The organism is Clostridium sp. ATCC BAA-442, assembly GCF_964239415.1.
GTDB lineage: Bacteria > Bacillota > Clostridia > Oscillospirales > Oscillospiraceae > Flavonifractor > Flavonifractor plautii.
Genome location: NZ_CAXSQB010000022.1, coordinates 19554 through 33503, shown reverse-complemented (window position 1 = coordinate 33503; position 13950 = coordinate 19554). Strand labels below are relative to the sequence as shown.

12 protein-coding genes, 1 pseudogene and 1 CRISPR repeat array are annotated in these 13950 nt (G+C 61.6%); all 13 genes and pseudogenes read left to right on the top strand.

Translation table 11 applies throughout. From position 1 onward, the window contains the following. Window position 1: 1 nt before the first annotated feature. The 13 genes and pseudogenes from cas7c to ACESY8_RS10815 all read left to right on the top strand — a co-directional run bounded on the left by cas7c (window position 2) and on the right by ACESY8_RS10815 (window position 13923). Window positions 2-898 carry a type I-C CRISPR-associated protein Cas7/Csd2 gene (gene cas7c / locus ACESY8_RS10875; RefSeq protein WP_054338280.1) on the top strand — a complete coding sequence of 299 codons (897 nt, stop codon included), beginning with the start codon at window positions 2-4 and terminating at the stop codon, window positions 896-898. Further along, window positions 895-1557: pseudogene (cas4, locus tag ACESY8_RS10870) on the top strand (CRISPR-associated protein Cas4). The gene cas7c and the pseudogene cas4 overlap by 4 nt, the downstream one beginning before the upstream one ends. Then, on the top strand, window positions 1554-2585 hold the full coding sequence (cas1c, locus tag ACESY8_RS10865; protein WP_204681244.1) for a type I-C CRISPR-associated endonuclease Cas1c: 1032 nt from the start codon (window positions 1554-1556) through the stop codon (window positions 2583-2585). The pseudogene cas4 and the gene cas1c overlap by 4 nt, the downstream one beginning before the upstream one ends. 7 nt (window positions 2586-2592) lie before the next feature. After that, window positions 2593-2883 carry a CRISPR-associated endonuclease Cas2 gene (gene cas2, locus ACESY8_RS10860; RefSeq protein ID WP_054338279.1) on the top strand — a complete coding sequence of 97 codons (291 nt, stop codon included), beginning with the start codon at window positions 2593-2595 and terminating at the stop codon, window positions 2881-2883. 171 nt (window positions 2884-3054) lie between these two features. Further along, window positions 3055-4103: direct repeats of the CRISPR family, unit length 33 nt; unit sequence GTCGCACCCCTCGCGGGGTGCGTGGATTGAAAT. 238 nt (window positions 4104-4341) lie between these two features. Further along, window positions 4342-5205, top strand: a complete 864-nt coding sequence (locus tag ACESY8_RS10855; protein ID WP_204681246.1) for a class I SAM-dependent methyltransferase — start codon at window positions 4342-4344, stop codon at window positions 5203-5205. A gap of 11 nt (window positions 5206-5216) precedes the next feature. Further along, a complete protein-coding gene (locus tag ACESY8_RS10850; RefSeq protein ID WP_054338278.1) occupies window positions 5217-6071 on the top strand; it encodes an energy-coupling factor transporter ATPase in 855 nt (284 codons plus the stop codon). A gap of 38 nt (window positions 6072-6109) precedes the next feature. Then, window positions 6110-7009 (top strand): energy-coupling factor transporter ATPase, encoded by a 900-nt coding sequence (locus ACESY8_RS10845; RefSeq protein WP_080567995.1) that lies wholly within the window; start codon window positions 6110-6112, stop codon window positions 7007-7009. Beyond that, window positions 7010-7822 (top strand): energy-coupling factor transporter transmembrane component T family protein, encoded by an 813-nt coding sequence (locus ACESY8_RS10840; RefSeq protein ID WP_021631007.1) that lies wholly within the window; start codon window positions 7010-7012, stop codon window positions 7820-7822. It abuts the gene before it with no gap. A 28-nt stretch (window positions 7823-7850) separates the two neighbouring features. After that, window positions 7851-8600, top strand: a complete 750-nt coding sequence (gene truA / locus ACESY8_RS10835) for a tRNA pseudouridine(38-40) synthase TruA (RefSeq protein ID WP_054338277.1) — start codon at window positions 7851-7853, stop codon at window positions 8598-8600. A gap of 204 nt (window positions 8601-8804) precedes the next feature. Further along, entirely contained in the window at window positions 8805-10004 is a 1200-nt protein-coding gene (locus tag ACESY8_RS10830; protein WP_024724186.1) for a DUF5711 family protein, read from the top strand. A 17-nt stretch (window positions 10005-10021) separates the two neighbouring features. Further along, window positions 10022-10723 (top strand): CvpA family protein, encoded by a 702-nt coding sequence (locus ACESY8_RS10825; RefSeq protein ID WP_007489339.1) that lies wholly within the window; start codon window positions 10022-10024, stop codon window positions 10721-10723. Between the two features lie 37 nt (window positions 10724-10760). Next, window positions 10761-11300, top strand: coding sequence for a CDP-diacylglycerol--glycerol-3-phosphate 3-phosphatidyltransferase (gene pgsA, locus ACESY8_RS10820; protein ID WP_007489340.1), 540 nt, complete (start codon window positions 10761-10763; stop codon window positions 11298-11300). A gap of 79 nt (window positions 11301-11379) precedes the next feature. Further along, window positions 11380-13923, top strand: a complete 2544-nt coding sequence (locus tag ACESY8_RS10815) for an ATP-dependent Clp protease ATP-binding subunit (protein ID WP_054338276.1) — start codon at window positions 11380-11382, stop codon at window positions 13921-13923. Window positions 13924-13950: the final 27 nt, after the last annotated feature.

Sequence of the window (13950 nt, the reverse complement as noted above, 5' to 3'; positions counted from 1 at the left end):
TATGTCCGAGCCTATCAAAAACCGCTATGAATTTGTCATCCTGTTCGACGTGGAGAACGGCAATCCCAACGGGGATCCGGACGCGGGCAATATGCCCCGGGTGGATCCGGAGACCGGCCTGGGCATTGTCACCGACGTGTGCCTGAAGCGGAAGATCCGCAACTATGTGGAGACGGTGAAGGAGGACGCCACCGGCTACCGCATCTATGTCAAGGACGGCGTGCCTCTCAACCGCAGCGACGCCGAGGCCTACGCCGCCCTGGACGTGGACGAAAAAACCGTCAAGGAAAAGAAAAAGGCCGATCCCGACCTGGATCGGAAAGTCCGGGACTGGATGTGCGCCAACTTCTACGATGTGCGCACCTTCGGCGCGGTGATGACCACCTTTGTGAAGGCCGCTCTCAACTGCGGCCAGGTGCGGGGGCCGGTGCAGCTGGGCTTTGCCCGCAGCGTGGAACCCGTCATTCCTCAGGAGGTCACCATCACCCGCGTGGCCATCACCACCGAGGCCGACGCGGAGAAAAAGGGCACTGAGATGGGGAGAAAGTATGTCATCCCCTATGGTCTCTATCGCTGCGAGGGCTACGTCTCCGCCAACCTGGCCCGCAAGACCACCGGCTTCTCCGAGGAGGATCTGTCCCTGCTGTGGGAGGCAATCCTCAATATGTTCGAGCACGACCACTCCGCCGCACGGGGCAAGATGGCCGTGCGGGAGCTGATTGTCTTCCAGCACGACAACGAGCTGGGCTGCGCCCCGGCCTGGAAGCTCTTTGAAGCGGTACATGTCACCCGGAGGGATCCCGGTGATCCCGCCCCTGCCCGCTCCTATCAGGATTACTCCGTCACGGTGGACGAGGCCGCCCTCCCCGCCGGAATCACCTGCCGGCGGATGGGGTGAACTTCCGTGAGGAGGAGTTCCTCCCCCTCTCCGGCCTTCAGCACTTTGCCTTCTGCCGCCGCCAGTGGGCGCTGATCCATCTGGAACAGCAGTGGCAGGAAAATCTGCGCACCATAGAGGGCCAGCTCTTCCATGAGCGTGCCCACGACGCCTCCCTTCGGGAGCGGCGGGGCGATACTCTGGTTCTCCGCAGTCTGGCGGTGGCCTCCCCTACCCTGGGACTGTCCGGCCAGTGCGACGTGGTCGAATTTCGCGCCGCGCCGGAGGGCGTCCCCCTCGCGGGCTAGGAGGGCCGCTGGCTGCCCTTTCCCGTGGAGTACAAGCGCGGCCGGCCAAAGCCTCACCAGGCGGACGAGCTTCAACTGTGCGCCCAGGCCATGTGTCTGGAGGAAATGCTGTGCTGCTCCGTCCCGGAGGGCGCGCTCTACTATGGCGAAACCCGCCGGCGCACTCCGGTGCGCTTCTCTCCGGAGCTGCGCCGTCAGGTTCAGTCCGCCGCAGAGGAGATGCATCAGCCCTTCCGGCGGGGCCACACCCCCAAAGCCAGGCCGGGCAAGTTCTGCGGCGCCTGTTCTCTGAAGGAGCTGTGCCTGCCGCAGCTGATCCGGCGGGAGTCCGTATCCGATTATCTGAACCGGGCCATGGAGGAAACGCCATGAGACAACTGTTGAACACCCTCTTCGTGACCTCGGAGGACATCTATCTGTCCCTGGACGGCGAAAATGTGGTCGCCAGCCGGGAACATCAGGAGGCCGCCCGCTACCCGCTCCATACCTTGAGCGGCATTGTCTCCTTCTCCTACCCCGGGGCCTCTCCCGCCCTGATGGGCGCCTGCGCCGAGCGCGGTATCTCTCTGGCCTTCTGCACGCCGCGCGGGCGGTTTCTGGCCCGGATCGCTGGGAGTACCTCGGGAAACGTCCTGCTCCGGCGTGCCCAGTACCGCACGGCGGACGAACCCTCCGCCAGTTGCCGCATTGCCCGCAGTATGATCTTCGGCAAGGTCTATAACGCCCGCTGGAGCATCGAGCGCACCCGAAGAGATCACGGGCTCCGGCTGGACGCCGCCAGCCTGACAGCCTCCGCGTCTCATCTGAAAGAGCTTCTCCCCCAAATCGCCGCGGCCGCCTCTCTCGAGCATCTGCGCGGCCTGGAGGGCGCCGGAGCAACCCTCTATTTCGGGCAGTTCGACCAGCTGATCTTGGGTGAAAAGCCCCTCTTTTCCTACCAAAGCCGCAGCCGCCGTCCGCCGCGGGATCCTGTCAACGCCCTGCTCTCCTTTGTCTACAGTCTGCTCTCGCACGACTGCGCCTCTGCACTGGAGAGCGTGGGGCTGGATTCCTACGTGGGCTTTCTCCACCGGGATCGCCCTGGCCGGGCCTCTCTGGCCCTGGATCTGATGGAGGAGCTGCGCCCCTGTATGGCCGACCGGTTCGTTTTAACCCTGATAAACAACCGAATGGTGGGGCGGCAGGACTTTGATTTTCTGGAGAATGGGGCGGTCTTTTTGAGCGACTCTGGCCGCAGAGCCGTTCTGAAGCGTTGGCAGGAGCGGAAAAAGGAGCCTCTGACCCACCCCTATCTCCAGGAAAAGATCTCTTGGGGACTGGTTCCCTATCTCCAGGCGCTGCTTCTGGCCCGCTGCCTCCGCGGCGACCTAGATGCCTATCCGCCCTTTTTGTGGAAGTGAGGCCATTATGCTGGTTTTGATTACCTACGACGTCAATACGGCGGATGCCGCCGGGCGCAAGCGCCTGCGGCAGATCGCCAAGCAGTGCGTCAACTACGGCCAGCGGGTTCAGAATTCCGTCTTTGAGTGCAAGCTGGACCCGGCCCAGTACAAACTCCTTCAGGCCAAGCTGTGCGCAATCATGGACCCCGAACGGGACAGTCTCCGCTTTTATTCCTTGGGAAATCGCTATGAGCAGAAGATCGAACACTTTGGCTGTAAGCAGACCTACCTTCCAGACGAACCTTTGATTTTGTAGCGTGCGAAGTCCAAGATGACACGCCTTCTCCGGCCGGTTCGCACCCAAAAAGCATAAAGGAAAGCTTAATGGAGCATAGGCGCGTTTGTTTTTGTATGCTCAGCCTTCTTCCCCTTGTGCAAATAAGCGAATTGAGCCAAGCAAACTCTCTGCTCTTTGGTAAAGTTTGCTGTCGCACCCCTCGCGGGGTGCGTGGATTGAAATAGATTGAGCTGCCCGACGGCGTGGAGCCGGGAGGTCGCACCCCTCGCGGGGTGCGTGGATTGAAATACACCGGAACAGGTTAGCGCCTCCAGGTGGTCACCGTCGCACCCCTCGCGGGGTGCGTGGATTGAAATTGTCTCCGGTAACAAGGTATCAGATGAAGCTGGAGTCGCACCCCTCGCGGGGTGCGTGGATTGAAATAGTGAGGATACTATTTTGAAGTTGGCTGGGCAAGTCGCACCCCTCGCGGGGTGCGTGGATTGAAATTGGCGTATGACAATGTCCCGGTGGACGTTGCGGCGTCGCACCCCTCGCGGGGTGCGTGGATTGAAATGGACTATTTGACCGCCGCCGCTGTCGGCATTGTGAGCGTCGCACCCCTCGCGGGGTGCGTGGATTGAAATTGGTAAAATAAAGGGGTGATATGGCACCCAAACCGTCGCACCCCTCGCGGGGTGCGTGGATTGAAATAGAGAAGGGGATTATGGCCGGCCGGGATGCCGATGGTCGCACCCCTCGCGGGGTGCGTGGATTGAAATCTTTGGGGTATCCCCAAATACACACCCGTTGTCCGTCGCACCCCTCGCGGGGTGCGTGGATTGAAATTTGCGTTGGCAATAAAAGCATCCATAATAAGCGGTCGCACCCCTCGCGGGGTGCGTGGATTGAAATGTTTGGCGTCATCTTGCGCCCTCCTCCCAATTTGCACGTCGCACCCCTCGCGGGGTGCGTGGATTGAAATGGCCCCGTGCCGATTTTGAACCATGCGGCGGGGCGTCGCACCCCTCGCGGGGTGCGTGGATTGAAATTGTTATACGTCCCGAATAGTGCCATTAAATAGAGCCGGTCGCACCCCTCGCGGGGTGCGTGGATTGAAATCGGGCGGACTGCATCGTTGTCGCTATCATCATCCCGTCGCACCCCTCGCGGGGTGCGTGGATTGAAATATCAACTCCGACTTGTTTCCCTCCCTCCGCCCCGGCGTCGCACCCCTCGCGGGGTGCGTGGGTTGAAATAATCTGCCGGAGCTGATGTCCATGTTCAAAGAGATGTCGCACTCCTCGCGGGTGCGTGGATTGAACTGTCTTACAGGGGCGCCTGGTCAGTTTGCAGGAGACGCCGCATAGGGGCGCGGGTCGATTCATATTTTTCACCCCGCGCCCCTGCTGTTTGCGCTTCTTTTCGTTGACTGGTATAGTAGGGAATGATATAATAGGATGATTATGACAAAAACTATGGTGGGAAGATCATATTATGTGGATTTCAAGTGACTGGAAGGACTATGAGCTGCTGGACTGCGGCGGCGGCGAGCGTCTGGAGCGCTGGGGCAAGTATCTGCTGGTGCGGCCGGATCCCCAGGCCATTTGGCGCCCGGAGGGCCGCCACCCCGGCTGGCGGAAATACGACGCCCGGTACCAGCGCGCCTCCACCGGAGGGGGCCAGTGGGTCAAGAAGGAACTGCCCCAGCGCTGGACATTGGGTTACAAGGGGCTGACCCTCAACATCAAGCCTATGAACTTCAAGCATACCGGCGTCTTCCCGGAGCAGGCGGCCAACTGGGATTTCGCCATGGAGCGCATCCGCTCCGCCGGGCGGCCCATCCGGGTGCTCAACCTCTTTGCCTACACCGGCGCGGCCTCGGTGGCCTGCGCGGCGGCGGGAGCCGCCGTGTGCCACGTGGACGCGGCCAAGGGCATGGTGAGCTGGGCGCGGGAGAACGCGGCCTCCTCCGGCCTGTCTGACGCGCCCATCCGCTGGATCGTGGACGACTGCGCCAAGTTCGTGGAGCGGGAGATCCGCCGGGGCCGCCGGTACGATGCAGTCATCATGGACCCCCCCTCCTACGGCCGGGGCCCCTCCGGCGAGGTCTGGAAGCTGGAGGAGAACCTCTTCCCTTTTGTGGAGCTGGTAGCCGGGGTGCTCTCGGACGAACCCCTGTTTTTCCTCATTAACTCCTATACTACGGGGCTAGCCCCCTCGGTACTGACCTACCTGCTGGAGACTCTGGTAGCCCGCCGGTACGGCGGCCGCACCGAGAGCCAGGAGCTGGGTCTGCCCGTAACCGCCACTGGCCTGGCCCTCCCCTGCGGGGCCACGGGCCGCTGGACTGCCGAATGAGGAGCTGCGCTATGAACGATGTGATCATCAAAACAGAAGAGCTGCGCTTCGCCTACGCGGAGGAGGGCGCGGTCAACCCCTTTGTGCTGGACGGGGTAAGCCTGGACATCGAGGAGGGCTCCTTTGTGGCTGTGTTGGGTCACAACGGCTCCGGCAAGTCCACCCTGGCCAAGCACCTGAACGCCATCCTGCTGCCCTCCGGCGGCAAAGTCTACGTGGACGGCATCGACACCGCCGACGAGGATAAACTGCTGGACATCCGCCGCACCGTGGGCATGGTATTCCAGAACCCGGACAACCAGATCGTTGCCAACGTGGTGGAGGAGGACGTGGCCTTCGCCCCTGAGAATCTGGGGGTGCCCCCGGCGGAGATCCGCCGGAGGGTGGACGACGCCCTCAAGGCCGTGGGCATGTACGAGTACCGGGAGCACGCCCCCCACCTGCTCTCCGGCGGACAGAAACAGCGGGTGGCCATTGCCGGTGTCATCGCTATGGCGCCCCGCTGCATTGTGCTGGACGAGCCCACCGCCATGCTGGACCCCATCGGCCGGGCGGAGGTCATGAAGACCATCCGTGAGCTCAACCGCTCCTCCGGCGTGACGGTAGTGCTCATCACCCACCATATGGACGAGGCCGCCCAGGCCGACCGGCTGGTGGTCATGGCCAAGGGCCGGGTGGTGGCCGACGGCCCCCCCCGGGAGGTCTTTCAGCGGGTGGAGGAGTTGAAGGCCGTGGGCCTCACTGTCCCCGAGACCACCGAGCTGCTGTGGCAGCTCCGGCAGGCGGGGGTGGACGTTCCTCTGGACGCACTGAGCGACGAGGAATGTGCCCAGGCGCTCTTTGATCTGCTGCAAACACGGGCGTGACCTGCGGGCATGCACCAAATGATAAAGGAATGAAGCCATTGGAACCGATCATTCAGACGGAGCGCCTGAGCCACATCTATTCCGCCGGTACCCCCTTTGAACACGGGGCCCTGGTGGACGTGGACTTTACCGCCTACCGCGGGGAGTACCTGGGCATCATCGGCCACACCGGCTCGGGCAAATCCACCCTCATCCAGCACCTCAACGGGCTGCTCAAGCCCACCTCCGGCCGCGTCCTCTTCGAGGGCCGGGATATCTGGGAGAGCAAGGAGCGCACCCGCCAGACCCGCTTCCAGGTGGGACTGGTGTTTCAGTACCCGGAGTACCAGCTCTTTGAGGAGACCATCTATAAGGATATCGCCTTCGGCCCCAAAAACATGGGGCTGGACGAGGGGGAGGTCGACCGCCGGGTGCGCGAGGCCGCCCAGTTTGTTGGGTTACGGGAGGACATGCTGGAAAAATCCCCCTTTGAGCTGTCCGGCGGACAAAAGCGCCGGGTCGCCATCGCCGGCGTTATTGCCATGGAGCCCTCCGTGCTCATACTGGACGAGCCCACCGCCGGCCTGGACCCAGTTGGCGTGGCGTCTATTCTGGGCAACATCCACGACTATCACACGGCCAAAAACGCCACTATCATCATCGTTTCCCACTCCATGGAGGAAGTGGCCCGGACGGTGGACCGGCTGGTGGTGATCAACGACGGACGGATTCCCTTCTCCGGCGCGCCCCGGGAGGTCTTTGCCCACGGGGACGAGCTGGAGGCTATGGGCTTGGGCGTGCCCGCCATGACCCGGGTGTTCCACCGCCTGCGGGCCATGGGCGTGGACATCGACCCGTCGGTCTACACCACGGAGCAGGCCAGAGACGCCGTCCTGGCCAAACTGGGCCATGCCGGTCAGCAGAAGCAGTCTGCTTCCGGCGAAAGGGGGGCGGTGTAAGTGGCATTGAAGGACATTACCCTGGGCCAGTACTTCCCAGGCAACACCCTGCTCCACCGGCTGGATCCCCGCACCAAGCTGCTGTTCACGGTGGCCTATATTGTGGCTCTGTTTCTGGCCAAGCAGGTGGTATCCTACGCTATCCTGTTCGTCCTGCTGGCGGTGCTGATCGCTGTGTCCAAGGTGGGCATCAGGAGTATCCTGCGTGGCATGAAGCCCATCCTCATCATCGTCATTATCACCGGCCTGCTCAACCTGTTCTACACCCGGGGGAAAGGGGCCCCGCTGGTATCCTTCTGGATTTTCACCATCTACCCGGAGGGCATCTGGGCGGCGGTGTTTATGGTACTACGCATCGCCATGCTCATCACCTGCACCTTCCTGCTGACCTACACCACCTCCCCCATCCTGCTCACCGACGGTCTGGAAAAGCTGATGGGACCGCTGAAAACCCTCCATGTGCCGGTGCATGAGCTGTCCATGATGATGTCCATCGCCCTGCGCTTCATCCCCACCCTCATCGAGGAGACGGACAAGATCATGTCCGCTCAGAAGGCCCGCGGCGCCGACTTCGATACCGGCAACCTGCTCCAGAAGGCCAAAGCCCTGGTGCCCCTGCTGGTACCCCTGTTCATTTCTGCCTTCCGCCGGGCCGACGAACTTGCCATTGCTATGGAGTGCCGCTGCTACCACGGCGGAGAGGGCCGCACCCGCCTGCGCCAGCTCAAGCTAAAGGGCATCGACATCGCCGCTCTGGTCTTCGCGGTGCTTCTGTGTGTCGGCATCGGCGTGCTGCGGCACTTTGGACTTTAAGAAAAAAATAATGGGATTTTAAAGCTTTATGAGAAATATTGCGCTACGCTTGATGTATGTGGGGACGGCCTATCACGGCTGGCAGGTTCAAAAGAACGCCGTCACCGTGGCGGAGACGCTGGAACACTCCCTGGCCTCGGTGGTGGGCCACCCGGTCAAATGTACCGGCGCGGGCCGCACTGACGCCGGCGTGCACGCGGAGACCTATATCGCCAATTTCCGCACCTCCTCCCGTATCCCCTGCGACCGGATTCCCCTGGCGGTGAACACCCGGCTGCCCGATGACATCGTGGTGGTAAAGGCTACCGAGGTGCCCGACGGCTTCAACGCCATCGGCTCCTGCCTGAAAAAGGAGTACACTTACCGCATCTACAATTCCCACATACGGAACGCATTTTACGTCAACCGCGCCTGGTTCTATCCCAAACACCTGGACGAGACTGTGATGCAGCGTGCGGCCTCCCACTTTGTGGGTACCCACGACTTCGCGGCTGTTCGGAGCGTCGGCACCGAAACCCGCACCACCGTGCGCACGGTTCACTACTTTAATATCTCCCGCAGCGGAGAACTGATCGAGTGCCGGGTGTGCGCCGACGGCTTTCTCTACAACATGGTGCGCGCCATGGTGGGCACTTGTGTCTACGCCGCCGACGGCAAATTCTCCCCCGATGACGTGCCCGCCATTCTGGAAGGCCGCAACCGCACCGCCGCCGGGCCTACTGTACCCGCCGGGGGGCTCTATATGACCAAACTGTGGTATCAGGAGGACGTCCTATAGCTCACTCTCCTGCCCTTATGTGAACTCTGGAGGTATTTCTATGCCTGCTGCACTGTGGTTCGCCATCGGCGCCGCCATCCTCTGCGCCATAACGTCAGTCTATTTGGGAACGAAAAAATAATTCTATTGCAGGGCCTGCACAAGCGCCCCTTTTATCTGTGCCGCTTATGCCTCTGCCGCATGAAATCCATGAAGGAGCATAGAATGGAAGATATCAACGGCAGCCGTCCCAACGCCGCCCCCAAACCCAAAAAGCGCCCCAACCGTTTTGTCCGGTTCCTGGCCTTTCTGGTGACACTGGCCCTGATGGTGGGCGCGGTCGCCCTGGTGGCCAACTATGACAAGCTGAATTTTGACTTCATCAAGCGCTGGTTCTCCTACCGCACCTTGGCGCGCAACGACAGCGGACAGGCGGAGTCCTTTCATTTTGTTGGGGACTCCTCCAACGCCTTTGCCGTCGTGGACGGAGATCTTCTGGTCTGCTCCCCCAACACCATCCGGCTGTATTCGGGCAGCGGTCAGGCCTTTGTGGATCAGGCCGTTTCCATGACAAATCCTGTGGTCAGCACCGCAGGCGGCACCGCTCTGGTCTATGATGCCGGCGGCCGGGAGCTCTTTGTCTACTCCGGTCGGGAGGAGGTCTTTTCCCTCACCCAAGAGGACGGCCAGGCCCTCCTGTCCGCCGATGTGAACCAGAACGGCTGGCTGGCCGTCACCAGCCAGGAGAGCGGGCACAAGGGCTCAGTGACGGTCTACGACAACAGCTACAGTCCTCTGGTGCGCTTCAGCCTGTCCAACCGTTTTGTGATGGACGCCGCCGTTGCCCCGGACAACAAATCGGTGGCTCTGCTCACCATCGGCCTTACGGACGGTAATTTTGAGAGCCGGGTGGACCTCTATCGCCTGGACCGCACGGAGGAGGAAACGGAGCCGGACTGGACCTGCCCGGTGGGCAACAACGCGATTCTTGATCTGCGCTGGACCAGCAGCGGCATTTGGGCCCTGGGTGAGTCCGGGCTCTATATTGTCTCCGGGGACGGCGTGCTCTCCGGCTCCTACGACTACGGGGGGCGCTACCTAAAGGCCTTTTCCCTGGACGGGGACGGCACCGCCTCCCTCCTGCTGGGGAAATACCGGGCGGGCAGTACGGCGGAGCTGCTCACCATAAACGCTTCAGGTGAGCTGGCCGCTGCCCTCCCCGTAGAGGAGCAGGTACTCTCTCTCTCCGCTGCCGGGCGGTATGTCGGCGTACTCACCGCCGACCGGCTGGATATCTACAGCCAGGATCTGGAGCTCTATAACACCCTGAACGGCACACAGAACGCACAAAAGGTTTTACAGCGCTCCGACGGCAGCGCCATGCTCATTGACAGCACCACCGCCCGCCTCTATGTCCCTCAATAAATTCGGAGGAAAACCCTATGGCTTATCTGATTGCTGACGGCCTGATTCTGGCCGTGCTGCTGCTCTTCGCCCTGGTGGGCGCCCACCGGGGGTTCATCCTGTCCCTGTGCGGTCTGCTGGCCGTGCTGGTGGCTTTTGTGGGCGCCAGCTTCGCCGCCCGCACTCTCTCTCCTATGGTGGCGGATGCCTTAGAGCCCAAATTCGCCTCGGCCATCGAGGAACAGCTCAACGCCTCCATCCAGCAGCAAGTGGCGGAGGAGGGCTCCGCTGCCCTGTCCCCCGACGACGTGCCTCTGGACGGGGTACTGAACGCCCTGCGGGAGATGGGCTTTTATGAAACCCTGATCAACACCGTGGACAAGGCCGTGGAGAACGGAATGACCTCCGTGGCCGCGAGCGCGGCCGCCGCAGTTGCGGCTGCCATCGCCCAGTCCGCCGCCTACCTGATCCTCTTTCTGCTGGGCTTCGCCCTCATTCTCATTGCCTGGAAGCTGATCAGCCATGCCCTGGATCTGGTGGCGCGGCTGCCCGGACTACATTTCCTGAACAAGACCTGCGGCGCGCTGTTTGGCCTGGTGCAGGCCTGCGTCCTTCTGTTTGTGGCGGCCTGGCTGCTGCAATTCTTCGGGCACGTACTGCCTGAGTCCCTGGTAAACCAAACCCACCTGCTGAAATTCTTCATGACTACCAATCCCCTCTCCCTGCTCAGCGGCCTGTAATCCCGCCCTAAACCAAAGAAAATCAGGTGAAGCTCCTATGTCCATCCCAAACCTTCTCTCCCTCCTCCGGCTAGTACTGGTGCCGGTCTTTGCCGTCGTCTTCTTTCAGCCCGCTCCAGACGCTCATCGCTGGGCGGTGCTGATCTATTTAACCGCCTTCCTCACCGATGTAGCTGACGGCTGGATCGCCCGGCACTTCAACCAGATCACCAAGCTGGGGCGGATTCTGGACCCTCTGGCGGACAAGCTGATGACCTTTACGGTCATTATCTGCATCACCGCCGACGGCATCATCCCTCTGTGGGCGGTCGTCGTCTTTTTCCTAAAGGAGCTGACCATGGCCATCGGCGGCTATCTCATGTACCAGAAACTGGGTGATGTGATCTCCTCCAACTGGCTGGGCAAGACCTCTACCGGCGTCTTTTTCGTGGTCTGCGCCGCGCTGGTGCTCTTCCCTGCCATCCCACGCCCCTGGGCCACCGGACTAATCTCCTTCGCCCTGGCCCTCACTCTGGCCGCCCTGTGCAGTTATATCTTCCAGTACCGGAAGGCTTTAAAGAAAAGAAAACAGGCGTGATTCATACGCAGTTCATAATTTCGAATTAGAATCATTTCTCTGAGGGGACTATTCTCCCCTCCAAAGGAGCTGAATACAAATGCAACCCACACTTTGTTCCAGATGCCATAAAAATGTGGCCGTGATCTTTATCCAGAAGATGGAGGGCGGGACCACCAAAAGCGAGGGCCTCTGCCTCAAGTGCGCGAAGGAAATGGGCATCAAGCCCGTGGAAGATATGATGCAGAAGATGGGCATCAGTGACGAGGATCTGGAGGGCCTGACCAATGAGATGATGTCCGCCTTCGGCGGCGCCGAGGGCATGGAGGGCCTGATGTCCGCGGAGGAGGCCGACGAAGACGAGGAGGACGAGGGCAAAACCGCCACCTTCCCCTTCCTCAACAAGCTCTTTGGCTCGGCTCAAAGCCCCCAGGCCCAGCCCCCTGAGCGGGAGCAGCCCCGCGCCGAGCGCGGAGACAAGGACAAGAAGGGCGAAAAGCAGCCCAAGCGCAAGTTTTTGGAGAATTACTGCATCTCCCTGACTCAGAAGGCCGCTGACGGCAAGCTGGACCGCATCATCGGCCGGGACGAGGAGATCCAGCGCACCATCCAGATCCTCAACCGCCGCCAGAAGAACAACCCCTGTCTGATCGGTGAGCCCGGCGTGGGCAAAACCGCCATTGCCGAGGGGCTGGCCCAGAAGATCTACCAGCGGGACGTGCCCTACAAGCTGCTGGACAAGGAGGTCTACCTGCTGGATCTCACCGCCCTGGTGGCGGGCACCCAGTTCCGCGGCCAGTTTGAGAGCCGCATGAAGGGCCTCATCGAGGAGATCAAGAAGCTGGGCAACATCATCCTGGTCATCGACGAGGTGCACAACATCGTGGGCGCCGGCGACGCCGAGGGCTCCATGAACGCCGCCAACATTCTCAAGCCCGCCCTGAGCCGGGGCGAGATTCAGGTCATTGGCGCCACCACTCTCACCGAGTACCGCAAGTACATTGAGAAGGACTCCGCCCTGGAGCGGCGTTTCCAGCCTGTCATGGTGGAGGAGCCCTCCATCGACGACTCCATCAGGATCATCCAGGGTATCGCCCCTTACTACGAGAAGTACCACTTTGTCTCCATCTCCCCCGAGATGTGCCGCCTGGCCGTGACCATGAGCGAGCGGTACATCACCGACCGTTTCCTGCCCGACAAGGCCATCGACCTCATTGACGAGGCCTGCTCCGACGTCAACCTCCACAACAAGACCTTGGCCCGGGAGGTGGAGGTGAAAAAGGAGCTGGATGCCCTGGAAAAAGAGCGTGAAAACCTGATGGTGGAGGCCAACGACCGGGACTACAAGCGGCAGACCACCCTCAAGAACAATGAGCAGCGGCAGACCGAGATCCGCCGGGAGCTGAACAAGCTGACCGCCGAGCACGACTCCCTCATGGGCAACCCCGCCACCACCGAAGCCCTGGCGGCCAACGAGCAGCGGCAGTCCAACTTCCGCAGGGAGCTGGAAAACCTGGCCGGAGAGCGGGAGAAGCTCCTCTCCGACGAGGGCAGCAGCCGTGACTATGAGCGGCTGGCCTCCATCAAGAGCCGGGAGATCCAGCTTCAGGACGAGCTGAACAAGCTGGAGGCCCAGAGCGCCCCCCCTCTGACGGTAGAGCATCTGGCCCGTGTGATCGAGCTTTGGACCAAGATCCCCGCCAGCCAGATCCAGGAGGCCGAGTATGAGCGCCTGGCCAAGCTGGAAGACCGGCTGAAGGAGCACCTCATCGGTCAGGACGAGGCGGTTCACGCCGTGGCCGCCGCTGTCCGCCGTGGCCGGGTGGGCATCGCCTCCAAGCGCAAGCCCGTGTCCTTCATCTTTGTGGGCTCCACCGGCGTGGGCAAGACCGAGCTGGTCAAGCGGCTGGCCATGGACATGTTCCACTCCCCCGAATCCCTTATCCGACTGGACATGAGCGAGTTCATGGAGAAGTTCGCCGTCAGCCGCATCATTGGCTCTCCCCCAGGCTATGTGGGCTACGACGAGGCGGGCCAGCTCACCGAAAAGGTGCGCCGCAAGCCCTACTGCGTCATTCTGTTTGACGAGATTGAGAAGGCCCACCCCGACGTGCTCAACATCCTGCTTCAGATTCTGGATGACGGCCACATCACCGATGCCCAGGGCCGCAACGTGAACTTCGAAAACACGGTTATTGTCATGACCTCCAATGCAGGCAGCGACGCACGCACTTCCGCCGGCTCCGTAGGTTTCGGCCGCACCGCCGACCAGCAGGGCAGGGAGCGGGCCATGAAGGCCCTGGAATCCTTCCTGCGGCCCGAGTTCATCAACCGCGTGGACGAGATCGTCTACTTCAACAAGCTCACCGAGGACAACTTCAAGGCCATTGCCGCCATTATGCTCCGTGAGCTCCAGGACGCGCTGAAGGAGAAGGGCATCACCTTCACCTGGGACGACGCGCTGCTGGACTACCTGGTGAAGAAGTCCTACTCCATGACCTACGGCGCCCGCAATCTGCGCCGCCAGATTCAGAAGGATCTGGAGGACGACATCGCCACCAAGCTCATCGACAGCTACCTCCATCCCATCCAGAGCATCCATGCCTCCGCCGACGGAGAGCACCCGGTGCTCACCGCCGAATAAATCCAAAAAAGCGCCCCCGCCCCCCCC

What these genes read in the sequence shown, in the direction of transcription:
- cas7c (WP_054338280.1), top strand. Translation starts at nt 2, where the DNA reads ATGTCCGAGCCTATCAAAAACCGCTATGAATTTGTCATCCTGTTCGAC.
- cas1c (WP_204681244.1), top strand. Translation starts at nt 1,554, where the DNA reads ATGAGACAACTGTTGAACACCCTCTTCGTGACCTCGGAGGACATCTAT.
- cas2 (WP_054338279.1), top strand. Translation starts at nt 2,593, where the DNA reads ATGCTGGTTTTGATTACCTACGACGTCAATACGGCGGATGCCGCCGGG.
- ACESY8_RS10855 (WP_204681246.1), top strand. Translation starts at nt 4,342, where the DNA reads ATGTGGATTTCAAGTGACTGGAAGGACTATGAGCTGCTGGACTGCGGC.
- ACESY8_RS10850 (WP_054338278.1), top strand. Translation starts at nt 5,217, where the DNA reads ATGAACGATGTGATCATCAAAACAGAAGAGCTGCGCTTCGCCTACGCG.
- truA (WP_054338277.1), top strand. Translation starts at nt 7,851, where the DNA reads ATGAGAAATATTGCGCTACGCTTGATGTATGTGGGGACGGCCTATCAC.
- ACESY8_RS10830 (WP_024724186.1), top strand. Translation starts at nt 8,805, where the DNA reads ATGGAAGATATCAACGGCAGCCGTCCCAACGCCGCCCCCAAACCCAAA.
- ACESY8_RS10825 (WP_007489339.1), top strand. Translation starts at nt 10,022, where the DNA reads ATGGCTTATCTGATTGCTGACGGCCTGATTCTGGCCGTGCTGCTGCTC.
- pgsA (WP_007489340.1), top strand. Translation starts at nt 10,761, where the DNA reads ATGTCCATCCCAAACCTTCTCTCCCTCCTCCGGCTAGTACTGGTGCCG.
- ACESY8_RS10815 (WP_054338276.1), top strand. Translation starts at nt 11,380, where the DNA reads ATGCAACCCACACTTTGTTCCAGATGCCATAAAAATGTGGCCGTGATC.